The organism is Desulfitobacterium hafniense DCB-2, assembly GCF_000021925.1.
GTDB lineage: Bacteria > Bacillota > Desulfitobacteriia > Desulfitobacteriales > Desulfitobacteriaceae > Desulfitobacterium > Desulfitobacterium hafniense.
This window is the reverse complement of sequence record NC_011830.1, coordinates 4,067,265-4,079,085: the sequence shown is the minus strand read 5'-3', so window position 1 is coordinate 4,079,085 and position 11,821 is coordinate 4,067,265. Positions and strand designations below refer to the sequence as shown.

Here is an 11,821-nt window from a genome sequence, read left to right as displayed (position 1 = left end):
GGAAACAAAACTTCGCGAAAAGCCCGCAGCGGAGAAAGGTTGGAAACAGGACGTTTCCAACCGCCCATTGAGCAGGAGCGATTTGGGCGGGCACCTTTCGGAGCGAAGGGCTTGAGCGTTAGTTTTGTCCGCGCAGCTTATGGAGCGACCGGTGTAAAGCAAAATCCTGGAGACCCAGCTTTCGGCTCTTTTCCAGGAGCAAGCCAAAAGAAAAAAGCCCGGGTTTCCCCAGGCTCTAAAAAACTAAAACTGGCACCGTCATAACGATACCAGCCAAGTTACACTCTATGTGATGGAATTAAGACATTATACTGCACGTTGAACTTTACCGGAACGTAAGCATCTGGTGCAAACACTGATCCGGGTCGGAGTGCCGTTGACGATGGCGTGAACCCTTTGCAGGTTAGGTTTCCAAGTCCGCTTTGTCCGGATATGGGAGTGGCTGACCTGAATACCTGAAGCAACCCCTTTTCCGCAAATAGCACATACATTAGCCATGCTCTTACCTCCTTTACACCGGAAATGATACCTATGTATTCTATCAAATGTTTACTGGGTTGGCAAGGTTTTTCCGGGCCTTTTCCGTGAAAGATGGGTAAATCTTTTTTGCCGGCTTTATTTTCTCCAGTAAAATCCATAATTTGTACAAGTTGCATACAATTAAACCTCACACATAAGATTAATTGTAGATTAGGATAATTTTCTTTGAACATTTCATGAATACTTGGTAAAATAGTGACGATATGGACACATGCCGATAAAGGGAGGTCCTTGTATATGGGTAAAGAGATTAATAATAATTTGGGGAAAATCGATATCTCCGAAGAGGTTATTGCGACGATAGCAGGTGCTGCCGCAGTTGAATGTTATGGTCTTGTCGGGATGGCTTCCCGAAAATCCTCGGATAAGTTCTCCGAACTCTTGGGCCGCGAAAATTTAGCCCGTGGGGTTGTTGTATCCATCGATGATAATCAGGTGGTTATTGATCTGTATATTATTGTCGGTTATGGAGTTAAGATTTCTGAAGTAGCAGCCAATGTCATAGAACGGGTTCGCTATACCACTGAAAATCTAACCGGTCTCAAGGTAGCGCAGGTCAATGTCAATGTCCAGGGTGTCCGTGTCTTGGATTGAACGAAGCCAACTTTTCAGTGGGGGACCACTGAAGGTTAGTCGAGTCCATACTGGACTTAACCGCCCTTGGGCACCCGCCGGCTATACTTAGGGCGGGTTAGTTCAGTGATAGATCGAGGTTCTGAAGAGTAGGGGGATTATTTTGAATGGAGATACAGGCAATATGATTACAGGACAACAGTGGAAACAAATGATGCGCTCCGGTGCGAGAGCCTTGGAACGCAAGAAGCATGATGTGGATGCATTGAATGTTTTCCCCGTACCTGATGGCGATACCGGAACGAATATGAATTTTACAATTCAATCGGCTGTAAGGGATGCCGATAAAACTTCGGGAGCGACCGTGGCTGAAGTCGCCGCCGCCGTCTCTATGGGTTCTCTGATGGGAGCCCGTGGGAACTCCGGGGTTATTTTATCGCAGCTTTTACGGGGGATTGCCAAGGGTCTGGAAGGGCATAAGGAAGCCGGCGGCCAGCAAATCGCCCAGGCCTTGCAGATGGGCGTGGACACTGCCTATAAAGCCGTCATGAGGCCTGTGGAGGGAACTATTCTCACGGTGGCCCGGGAAGTGGCCAAAGGGGCACAAAGCAGTGCCAAGCAGGGCTCGGATCCTGTGAAGGTTCTGAAAGATGCCTATGGACGCGGACAGCTTACCCTGGAAAAAACACCGGATATGCTTCCCACCTTGAAGCAGGCCGGGGTGGTCGACGCCGGAGGACAAGGATTCCTCATTATACTGAGCGGTTGGATTGCAGCTCTGGAAGGCCAGGAGATTGAAGAAGAAAACGTTCTCCCTGTGTCGCAAGTTGAACCGCAAACAGTGCGGGGAATTACTGCGGTGGAGGATCTGGAATTTCCTTATTGTACGGAATTCTTAGTTAAAGGCCAGAACCTTCAGGTTGAAAAAATCCGTGAAGATTTAGCGGATCGCGGAGACTCACTCTTGGTTGTGGGCACAGAAGAAGTGGTAAAAATTCATGTTCATGTGAAGAATCCGGGAAAAATTCTGGATTATGCTATCCAATGGGGAACCCTTCATGAGGTAGCGATTCATAATATGTTAGCTCAAAATGAAGCCATGGCCCATGCTCAAAAGATGGAAGACATTCCGGAGGAAAACCGGTCAAAAGCCGGTCAAGAGCAAGAACCGGGTTCGGGGGAAGAGAAAGAGCACGGTATCGTGGCTGTAGCCATGGGTGAAGGTATAGCCGAGGTCTTTAAAAGTTTAGGCGTGGATGAAGTCATTTTTGGCGGCCAGACTATGAACCCCAGCACAGAGAACTTAGTGGAAGCCGTTCGCAAGGTTGCTGCTAAAAATGTTTATATCTTGCCCAACAATGGCAATATCGTCATGGCGGCCCGCCAGGTTAAAGATATCGTGACGGATCGCAATGTATTTATTATTCCTACTAAATCTATCCCTCAGGGTATTTCTGCCCTGGTCAATTACAATCCTTATGGCGATGCCGAGGAGAATGCCAGAACGATGGAAGAAGGGCTGTCCCTGATCAAATCGGGAGAAGTTACTTATGCCGTCCGGGATTCTCAGTTTGGTGATTTAGAGATCAAAGAAGGGGACATTCTGGGTTTAATTGAGGATGTTATCCAAGTCACGGGCAGAGAACGCCTTCAGGTTGCTCAGGAGACCTTGGGCAAAATGAACTGGAAAGAACATGATTTGCTCACCGTTTTCTACGGAGAAGATGTTTCCGAAGAACAAGCGCAAGAGCTCAGAGCATGGATTGAAGCAGAAGCCCCCCATATCGAACTGGAGCTTTATCCCGGCAATCAACCCCTGTATTATTATATTTTCGGGGTAGAATAATAGGCAATGAACGATACCCTCCGGAGCCATCCGGAGGGGTTTTTACAATCAATAGATGAGACCATGAGTAGGAGAGAATGTTATGGGACGGAGTACCGTTTTTGATTTAATCGGCCCGGTTATGGTCGGCCCTTCCAGTTCACACACCGCAGGGGCCGTACGGCTGGGGGCTATGGCCCGAAAGATATGCGGCGGGCAGATCGTTGAGGCTGTGTTAACCCTTCATGGCTCCTTTGCCGAGACGGGCAAAGGCCACGGGACGAATCTTGCTTTAGCGGCAGGATTATTAGGAATGCATACCGATGACGAGAGGATTCCTCAAGCCCTGGCGATGGCCGAAGAGCAGGGAATCGCCATAAAATTTAGAAGCGGGGACTTGGGGGATGTCCATCCCAATACCGTCAAGATCAAGTTGAAAGCCAAGGAAGGGCAAGAGGTGGAAGTAGTGGGTTCTTCCATCGGCGGGGGCCGCATCATCATTGGCGGCATTGATCAATTTAAGGTAGAGATCATGGGAGATTACCATACTTTAGTGGTTCTGCAGAATGATCTGCCCGGTGTGGTGGCCCAAGTCAGCTCTCTGATCGCCGCCACCCAGATCAATATCGCTCAGATGAGGGTTTCCAGGGAGAAAAAAGGAGCCCATGCGCTGATGATTATCGAGACGGATCAAGCCATCGATCCGGCCGCCTTAGCTTTGATCAAAAAGCTCCCGGCAGTGAATCAGGCTATGGCCATAGAACCCTTGGATTGAAAACTAATAATTACCGAAAGGTGTATAAGGAGGGAAGTTCATGCGTTCCACCATGGATTATCTGGCCCTGGCTGAAGAAAAAGGAAAAAGGTTTGGCGAAATCGTCTTGAAGGAGCAGGCTGAAGAAGCAGAGAAAAGCCAGGATGAGTTAAGAACAAGAATGGCCGCCAATCTTCAGGTGATGAGGGAAGCTGTTCAAAGCGGGCTGAGGGGAGAAAGGAAATCCTTATCAGGGTTGGTGGGCGGAGAAGCCCTCAAAGTAGAAACTTTGCGCCGTTCCGGGAAGAGCTTGATCGGGGAGCGGGTCAGCGGAGCGATTGCCAGAGCTTTGGCCGTGGTAGAAGTCAACGCCAGTATGGGTAAAATCGTGGCAGCTCCTACGGCTGGGTCCTGTGGGGTCCTGCCGGCGGTATTGCTGACTGCTGAGGAGGCCCTTGGCTCTTCTGAGGAAGACATGATGACCGCCCTCTTTTGTGCTGCGGGAATCGGCATGATCATAGCCGATCGGGCCAATGTCTCGGGAGCGGAGGGAGGGTGCCAGGCTGAGATCGGCTCTGCTGCGGGAATGGCCGCGGCAGCAGCGGCGGAATTGGCAGGTGGGAGTCCCCAAGCTTGTATCCATGCTGCAGCCATAGCGATGAAATCCTTCTTGGGGTTGGTTTGTGACCCTGTAGCCGGTCTTGTGGAAGTTCCCTGTGTCAAACGCAATGCCACCGCAGCCACTGTGGCTCTTGCGGCGGCGGAGATGGCTTTATCCGGGATAGAAAGTGCGATTCCTTTAGACGAAGTCATTGATGCCATGAACGAAATCGGCAAAAGTATGCCCTGCTCGCTTCGGGAAACGGCTCAGGGAGGATTAGCCATTACCCCAACCGGGCAGAGAATTCAGGCGGAATTCTTATGATCGGCAACCAAGGAAAAATAGTATTGAATCATCTCCAACGAGCTATTGCTGCGGAAGAAAAGCAAGGCTGCTGCAACACAGGCGTCATCGGCGGGTTTCATCTCTTTTTAAAAGGAATTCTCAGCCGCCTGGAGCAATTGGAGAAGAATGAAGACTTTAAGGTACTGAAGGATATTACCGGCCATTACAAAGACTGGAGCCCTCTACAGCGCCGCCAGGCTCTGGCCCATCTCCGTCGTTTTATCGAAGAGCATCAGGAGCTGGAAGCACATCAGGAAGCGGGGAGCCAAGGTCAGGCTTCTGTCCAGCCAGAAAACCGGTCCTTGCCGGAAAAAGAACCTCCTCAGCCATCGGATACCCTTCCTGTCTCCGAAAAATCCGACCCCGACAAAAAAGAAAGAACCGCCAAGCCTTCCCCGTCCCGCTCCCTGCAGTTCCTTAAAGGGGTGGGACCGGAACGGGCGAAGCTTCTGGCTCAGATCGGTTTACATACAGTCAAGGATCTCTTCTTCTATTTTCCCCGTCGTTATGAAGACAGAAGTCTGCAATCCATTGGCGAACTTAAAGATGGAGAATTAGCCTCTGTGGCCGGAAAAGTAGTGGCCGGGCAAATAGCCAGAGGGAAGCTGAAGGTGGTTAAGCTCAGCATCGAGCAGGATGGCCGCTTAGTCTACGCAGTCTGGTTTAACCAAACCTATATCCTCAAGCAATACCCTGTAGGAACCTCCGTCATTGTGACGGGAAAGGTCAGGTGGCAGCAGCGGGTGCCGGAAATCCAGGCCACCGATATTCAAAAGGCAGGAGCAGCACAGCCGGCAGCCATCCTGCCGGTCTACTCGGAAACAGCCCGTCTTTCCTCCAAAGTGATACGAACCATTGTGCAGGGAGTTTTGGGTCAGGCTCCCGAGCTGTTTCCCGAGTTTCTGCCTCCTGAGGAAGGAAAGGGATGGGTTCCTCGTGCCCAGGCTTATCAAGAGATTCATTTTCCCCGGACCTTCCACAGTTTGGGTCAAGCCCGTGAACGCTTGGTCTTTGAAGAAGTGCTCTTTCTGCAATTGTCTGTTGCCCGTTTAAGATCCGGAGTACAAAGGGAAAACAGCCCTCAGCTTAAGAGCGGGGAGAGCCTGGTTCAGCGGTTTTTAGCGAGCCTGCCTTTTGAACTGACTCAGGCCCAAAAGCGGGTGATTCAGGAAATCTTCCGGGATATGGCCAATACTCAAGGTATGGCCCGTCTGGTCCAGGGGGATGTGGGCTCAGGCAAGACCGCAGTGGCTATGGCCGCTTTGCTGATGGCTGTGGGCTCAGGCTATCAGGGGGCCATGATGGCTCCCACCGAGATCTTGGCTTTGCAGCATTACCAATCCTTGGCGGCCGCTTTTAAGCCCCTGGGGCTGCATGTCGTTTGCCTTTTGGGCAGCCAGACCAAAAGCGAAAGGGATAAGATTCTTACCGAGATCGCTTACGGAAAAGCCCATGTCATCGTCGGAACCCATGCTTTAATCCAAGAAAGTGTGCAGTTTCACTCCCTGGGATTAGCCATCACTGATGAGCAGCATCGTTTTGGGGTCAAACAAAGAACCTCTCTCCAGACCAAAGGGGAAAACCCCCATGTCCTGGTTCTTACCGCCACTCCTATCCCCCGGACACTGGCTCTGACTCTTTATGGCGATCTCCAGCTTTCCGCTTTGGATGAAATGCCTCAGGGCCGCAAGCCCATCATGACGCGAAAGCTGACGGAACGGGGCCGGCCCAGCCTGGAAAAATTCATGGAAGAGCAGATGGAAAAAGGCCGGCAAATCTATGTGGTCTGCCCGCTGGTGGAAGAATCGGAAAATGTGGATCTGATCTCAGCCACGGAGCGTTTTCAATCCCTGCTGGAGCGGTTTCCTAACCGTCGGGTAAGCCTTCTCCACGGCCGCATGAAAGGGGTTCAAAAAGAAGAGATCATGACCGCCTTCCAGAAAGGGGAAGTGGATATCCTGGTCTCTACCACGGTGGTGGAGGTAGGAGTCAATGTCCCCAATGCCACCGTGATGGTTATCGAGGGAGCGGAACGTTTTGGCCTGGCCCAGTTGCACCAGCTCAGGGGCAGAGTAGGCAGGGGTAGTGAGCAGTCCTATTGTTTCCTCTTGTCCGATGCCAAAAACAGCCGCCGCCTGGAAGTCCTTTGTGAGACTCAGGATGGTTTTAAGATTGCTGAGGAAGACTTAAAGATCCGAGGAGCCGGGGAATTGCTGGGGACCAGACAGCATGGGGTGATGGAATTGCGTCTGGCCGACTTATCCCGGGATGGCCGTCTCGTGGAGCAAGCCTATCAATTGGCTCAAAAAGTTCTCACCCATCCTGACCGTTATCCCGGAGTATGGCAAGAATGTGATCAGTTTTTTTCTTTAGAAAACATTGGCCTTCATTAAATTCCAACTTCACCAGCTATTGTCGGGAATGTTTATGACCGTCTTAGACGATAATAAAAGTGAAGTGGAGTAAAAGAATGAAAGGCAGCGATGCAGGTCTGCCGTAAAAAATTAGGGAAAGAAAGAGGAGGGCTTACGCATGGCAGATACCAAACAAACGAACCAACCTGTACTCAGTGCTGCTTTAGAGCAATTCAAGTATGAAGTGGCTCAGGAAATCGGCATCGCAAATCGTAAGCACAAGAAGTTCCCGAATACCTAATCTGTGGATTCAGCCAAAAGAGAGCGAGGTCATCGCTCTCTTCTTGTTGTATAAAAGAAAACCACCTGCTATGCAGGTGGTTCCAAGAAGCTTTAGCTATGAGTAGAAAAAGCTACCCCCCTTTGATAGAATAGTGCAGGTTTCGCCAACCGCACTAGACAAAGAGGAGGTAGATATCCCAATGGATACAGAAAGTTTAGCACATACTCGATGGAACTGTAAATATCATATTGTATTTGCCCCAAAGTATCGAAGACAAATCATCTATGGAAAAATCAAAAAGGATATAGGAAAGATAATAAGAACGTTGTGCGATTATAAGAAAGTAGAAATCATTGAAGCCAATGCGTGTGCAGATCACATCCATATGCTAGTGTCGATCCCTCCAAAATTAAGTGTATCGGCATTTATGGGATATCTGAAGGGGAAGAGCTCACTGATGATCTTCGATCGACATGCCAATTTAAAGTATAAGTATGGTAACCGGCATTTCTGGTGCAGAGGCTACTACGTTGATACAGTAGGGAGGAATAAAAAAGCGATAGAACAGTATATCCGAAAGCAGTTGCAGGAAGACATTGCAGCCGATCAACTAAGTATCAAGGAATTTATAGATCCATTTACAGGAGAGACGGTAGAGAAGAAAAAAAATAGCCCCCCAACCCCTTTAGGGGTAGCACGGGACAGAGTGCGGTTGGCGGAACTTTCAGTGAGCCTTAAGGCTCAGCCTGTACCCTGCCCTTATAGGGCTAGAGCAAACCACCCGCTGAGCGGGTGGTCATGATTATTGCATATACATCTGATACTCTTCCACACTGATCCCGGGATGGAGACTCATGCCCAGGGCTCCGGCGATAATGCGGGCGGTGGTCTCAATCAGGGAATCAATTTCTTTAGGTGTGACCATGAGATTGTTGTGATAAGGATATAAAGCCTTATTAAGAATCTGCTCAAAGACTTTGGGACTGAATTCCTTGTATAGGCGGTAAAGGGAGGGACTGCTCTTTAATTCATCCAAAAGGGATTCCAGGCAATTATTGGCGATAATGGCGGCATTCATGACCGTAGGAAGACCGATGGCAATGACCCGGCAGCCTAAAGTCTCTTCGTTGATTCCCGTGCGGTGGTTTCCTACACCGGCTCCCGGTGAAATTCCTGTATCGGAGATTTGAATGCTGGTCCCGATCCGTTCCAGGGAACCGGCTGCTAAAGCGTCGATGGCGATCACCAGATCGGGCTTGACATGTTCCACGATGCCGCGAATGATTTCCGCCGTTTCGATGCCGGTGATGCCGAGAACTCCGGGAGCTATCGCGCTGACTTTGCGCAGTTTGCCTTGGAGCTCCGCGGGTGTATAATTAAATAAGTGACGCGTGACAAGGCTTTTGTCAATGACCTGAGGCCCCAAAGCATCGGGGGTGGCATTCCAATTGCCTAACCCAACCAAAAGGATGCTGGCGTCTTCAGGCAAGTTCATCAGCTTGGAAAGCTTGTCAGAAAGAGTTTTGGTAATCTCCTGGTGGATTAAGTAATTGTTATCATGAACTTCCGGGACATCGATGGTGATATAAGTACCTTGGGGCCGTCCCATTTCCTGAACCCCTTGTTCATTCAAAATTTTAATCGTGGTTACTGTGGCATGTTCAAAGTCTTCTTCTTCCATGCTGACGCCAGGGACCTCGGTGTCTGCATCTCCCCTCAATAATTCATGGGCTTCAACGGCCAGATCGATAGTTACATTAAAATTGCGGAATAGATCTGCTTTTTTCAAAATATAACCCTCCTTATGCTAACTGCCAAAAAAATCTTCTCCATTTTGATAGTGAAAAAAAATCACTGGCCCTCGCGACCAGTGACCAGAGAGGAGAAAACGAAAGGAAGAACTGGATGGGGGAAGGTCTCGGAGATTGAAAATCTCGACGACCAGTTTTAGTATTTACAGCAAAAATGCTTTTATTCAATATTTTTTAGGGAAGAATTTAGAAGATTGTGTTATACTTATGCTGAAATTAATTATATAAAGTGATAGTTTCTGGATAACCCCACTCAAAGGTCGTGAAATGATATGCGGATTATTGCCGGAGATTACCGCGGGCAGCGTCTGAAAGCTGTTCCCGGGATGAACACCCGGCCCACAGCGGACAAGATTAAAGGTGCCATTTTCAATGTGCTGCAGGAAAAAACCCCGGGTGCCCGGGTTTTGGATTTGTTTGCCGGTACGGGAAATTTAGCTCTGGAAGCTTTGTCACGGGGGGCGAAAGAAGCGGTACTTATTGAAAAAAGCCGGACGGCGCAGCAGATTATTCGTGAGAATATTGACCATATGGGAATAGAACAGGCCCGACTCATAGGGATGGATGCCTTTGCTTATCTTGAACAGCATAGAGAAGAGCGCTTTGATTTGATTTTTATTGACCCGCCCTACCATCAGGGTTTGGTGGAGAAATCCTTGAAGCTGCTGGCGGCTCCTTGCCGGCTTACTGACTCAGGCGTGATTATCGCCGAAACGGCCAAGGATGAAAACCTGGAGAGTTACGATCCCTTTGAAATTAAAAAAACCGGGGAATATGGAGATACAAAGATCTGGTATTTGCAAAGAACGGAATGAACAGATTGGAGAGGATAGCCTTGGAAAATGATGTTATGGCTTTGCTTGATGAATTAGAAGAAATCGTGGATCGGGGAACCAAGATTCCGATGACCGGAAAAGTATTAGTGGATGATCATGTGGTTTTTGATTTGCTTGACCGGATAAGAGCAGCTCTCCCTGAGGAGCTTCAGAATGCCAAATGGGTCTTGTCGGAAAGACAAAAGATTATGGACGAGGCCCATACGGAAGCGGAACGGTTGCTGGAGCGTGGAAAAACTTATATAGAGAAAATGGCCGAAGAGAGCGAAATTGTCAAACAAGCTCAAGGCTATGCAGAGGATATTGCCCGTCAGGCCCAGGCTTATGCTAAAGAGGTTAAACTGGGTGCTATCCAGTATACCGATGAAATGCTCCTTCAAGTAGAGCAGAATGTGGCCGAGACCTTGCAGGCTGTCCGTCGCAACCGGGAGGAACTGCGGAGTCTGGCTAAACGGGATCAGAGGGAAAAGCCCGGCGATAAAGGAAACCCGGCGCAGGGAGAGTCTTGATTCCCGCTGGTTCCGGTGGAACTATCTCACTTGTTTCTGAAGCCTGATTAACTTATTTTTCATCTCAACTGCTTAGACCCGAAAGATGGCCCCAGATTTTGCTTCAGGAGTGAATGCCCAAAGCAAAATCATGGAGAGCCTTTCGGGCCTTTTTCAGAATAGAGTATGTGCATTTTGTTACAAGTATGGTATGATGGAAATAAGAACCTATTTCGATGAATAAAAGACTCGGACTCCCAGACTGAGCAGCAGGAAACACAGCATTATCCCGCAGAAGATCCAGGAGCTCATCTGCCAGGTCTCCATGAACCCAAAGGGACCGGGGGCGAGGTGCAGGTCAAAGACAGGAATCTTAATCAGGGTTAAGAAGAGCTGGCTTAAAAGGAAAGCAAAGATGGAGTGCAGGATCCTGCCGATGACAAAGGGCAGGAAGCGTAAATTCGCAGAGCCGGTAAAACTGGCGACCTGAGCAAAGGCGGATAGCCCTCCCCATCCCAAAACCCCGGCAAGCAGCCCGATCGTAAGATTAAGGCTGGAAAAAGAGTCGATGATCGAACGGCAGCCTAAGGTTGCTTCCAAGGTGCCGTTCACCAACGCCGAGACTTCCTGGCCGCTGACCAAGCCGCCGGACAGCCCGTGAATCAGAGTGCCGATGCCACCGGTGATGTGATAGGTTTCCAGCATATTCACCAGCACAGAGAAAAAGACAATAAAGCCTCCCACCACCAGGATGGTGTTAACGCTTTGCCGTACAGCATCCCCGAACATTTGGCCAAAAGGCCGCGGGTCCTGACCCTGAGCTTTTCTCAGCGCTTGAACAGCCCGGCCGAGGGAGGTGGGAGCAGGGGAGGAGGATGTTCCCCGACCCCCATAAAAGCGAAAAAGTATCCCCACTAAGATGTTGCCTAAGTAAACGGAGCCTACCAGGACGATGCCTAATTCCGGCTTGAGGAGCATGCTGGAGGCCACGGCTCCAAACATGAAGCCGGGGCTGGGATTGCAGGTAAAGGTCAGGAGCCGCTCCCCTTCTATTTGAGAGAGAGCATTTTCCTGGCAAAGCCGTGTGGTAAGGATCGCGCCAATGGGAATTCCTGAGGTAAGGCTCATGGCTACCACAAAGGAAGCCTGGCCGGGTAAACGGAATACCGGACGCATTAAAGGTTCCATCAGCACACCTAGGAAATGAACAAAGCCGGAGGCAAGAAGAAGCTCAGAAAGAATAAAGAACGGCAGCAGGGCAGGAACCACATAATTCCACCACAAAGACAGACCGTCGGCTGCCGAACGTACCACCTCCTGGGGATAATAGAACATTCCTATGGCCAAAAGAAAAAAGGGGATAACACGAAGAATAGAAGCCATATCTCACCCGCCCTTCCACATAAATATA

12 protein-coding genes and 1 pseudogene are annotated in these 11,821 nt (G+C 49.6%); 10 read left to right on the top strand and 3 right to left on the bottom strand.

All coding sequences use genetic code 11. The annotated features are described in order from the left end of the window. Positions 1–39 precede the first annotated feature (39 nt). Positions 40–264, top strand: coding sequence for a hypothetical protein (locus tag DHAF_RS25375; protein ID WP_080518289.1), 225 nt, complete (start codon positions 40–42; stop codon positions 262–264). A gap of 42 nt (positions 265–306) precedes the next feature. Here the strand turns inward: DHAF_RS25375 and rpmB are convergent, their stop codons facing one another. Further along, entirely contained in the window at positions 307–498 is a 192-nt protein-coding gene (rpmB, locus tag DHAF_RS25370) for a 50S ribosomal protein L28 (protein ID WP_005813371.1), read from the bottom strand. 279 nt (positions 499–777) lie between these two features. On the opposite strand from rpmB, the gene DHAF_RS19170 reads away from it, so the two are divergent. The 7 genes and pseudogenes from DHAF_RS19170 to tnpA form a co-directional block, all read left to right on the top strand. After that, on the top strand, positions 778–1,134 hold the full coding sequence (locus DHAF_RS19170) for an Asp23/Gls24 family envelope stress response protein (protein WP_015944834.1): 357 nt from the start codon (positions 778–780) through the stop codon (positions 1,132–1,134). Positions 1,135–1,276: 142 nt separating this feature from the next. Then, entirely contained in the window at positions 1,277–2,959 is a 1,683-nt protein-coding gene (locus tag DHAF_RS19165) for a DAK2 domain-containing protein (protein ID WP_015944833.1), read from the top strand. An 82-nt stretch (positions 2,960–3,041) separates the two neighbouring features. After that, entirely contained in the window at positions 3,042–3,713 is a 672-nt protein-coding gene (gene sdaAB, locus DHAF_RS19160) for an L-serine ammonia-lyase, iron-sulfur-dependent subunit beta (RefSeq protein WP_015944832.1), read from the top strand. Positions 3,714–3,753: 40 nt separating this feature from the next. Next, entirely contained in the window at positions 3,754–4,617 is an 864-nt protein-coding gene (sdaAA, locus tag DHAF_RS19155; protein WP_015944831.1) for an L-serine ammonia-lyase, iron-sulfur-dependent, subunit alpha, read from the top strand. Further along, positions 4,614–7,031, top strand: a complete 2,418-nt coding sequence (gene recG / locus DHAF_RS19150) for an ATP-dependent DNA helicase RecG (protein WP_015944830.1) — start codon at positions 4,614–4,616, stop codon at positions 7,029–7,031. The genes sdaAA and recG overlap by 4 nt, the downstream gene beginning before the upstream one ends. 139 nt (positions 7,032–7,170) lie before the next feature. Continuing rightward, complete coding sequence (locus DHAF_RS19145; protein WP_005813383.1) at positions 7,171–7,293, top strand: small, acid-soluble spore protein, alpha/beta type; 123 nt, start codon at positions 7,171–7,173, stop codon at positions 7,291–7,293. Positions 7,294–7,474: 181 nt separating this feature from the next. Next, positions 7,475–7,939, top strand: a pseudogene (tnpA, locus tag DHAF_RS19140) (IS200/IS605 family transposase); the annotation flags it as partial. 138 nt (positions 7,940–8,077) lie between these two features. Here tnpA and gpr read toward each other — a convergent pair. Beyond that, entirely contained in the window at positions 8,078–9,064 is a 987-nt protein-coding gene (gene gpr, locus DHAF_RS19135; RefSeq protein WP_015944828.1) for a GPR endopeptidase, read from the bottom strand. 294 nt (positions 9,065–9,358) lie between these two features. On the opposite strand from gpr, the gene rsmD reads away from it, so the two are divergent. Both rsmD and DHAF_RS19125 read left to right on the top strand, forming a co-directional pair. Continuing rightward, positions 9,359–9,901, top strand: a complete 543-nt coding sequence (gene rsmD / locus DHAF_RS19130; RefSeq protein WP_015944827.1) for a 16S rRNA (guanine(966)-N(2))-methyltransferase RsmD — start codon at positions 9,359–9,361, stop codon at positions 9,899–9,901. Positions 9,902–9,921: 20 nt separating this feature from the next. Further along, entirely contained in the window at positions 9,922–10,431 is a 510-nt protein-coding gene (locus DHAF_RS19125; RefSeq protein ID WP_420794922.1) for an ATPase, read from the top strand. Between the two features lie 207 nt (positions 10,432–10,638). On the opposite strand, the gene DHAF_RS19120 is transcribed toward DHAF_RS19125, so the two are convergent. Further along, positions 10,639–11,793, bottom strand: coding sequence for a nucleoside recognition domain-containing protein (locus tag DHAF_RS19120; RefSeq protein ID WP_015944825.1), 1,155 nt, complete (start codon positions 11,791–11,793; stop codon positions 10,639–10,641). Positions 11,794–11,821 lie beyond the last annotated feature (28 nt).

Excerpts from the sequence above, each read along its gene's own strand:
- rpmB (WP_005813371.1), bottom strand. The coding sequence starts at position 498 with ATGGCTAATGTATGTGCTATTTGCGGAAAAGGGGTTGCTTCAGGTATT.
- DHAF_RS19170 (WP_015944834.1), top strand. The coding sequence starts at position 778 with ATGGGTAAAGAGATTAATAATAATTTGGGGAAAATCGATATCTCCGAA.
- sdaAB (WP_015944832.1), top strand. The coding sequence starts at position 3,042 with ATGGGACGGAGTACCGTTTTTGATTTAATCGGCCCGGTTATGGTCGGC.
- sdaAA (WP_015944831.1), top strand. The coding sequence starts at position 3,754 with ATGCGTTCCACCATGGATTATCTGGCCCTGGCTGAAGAAAAAGGAAAA.
- recG (WP_015944830.1), top strand. The coding sequence starts at position 4,614 with ATGATCGGCAACCAAGGAAAAATAGTATTGAATCATCTCCAACGAGCT.
- DHAF_RS19145 (WP_005813383.1), top strand. The coding sequence starts at position 7,171 with ATGGCAGATACCAAACAAACGAACCAACCTGTACTCAGTGCTGCTTTA.
- rsmD (WP_015944827.1), top strand. The coding sequence starts at position 9,359 with ATGCGGATTATTGCCGGAGATTACCGCGGGCAGCGTCTGAAAGCTGTT.
- DHAF_RS19120 (WP_015944825.1), bottom strand. The coding sequence starts at position 11,793 with ATGGCTTCTATTCTTCGTGTTATCCCCTTTTTTCTTTTGGCCATAGGA.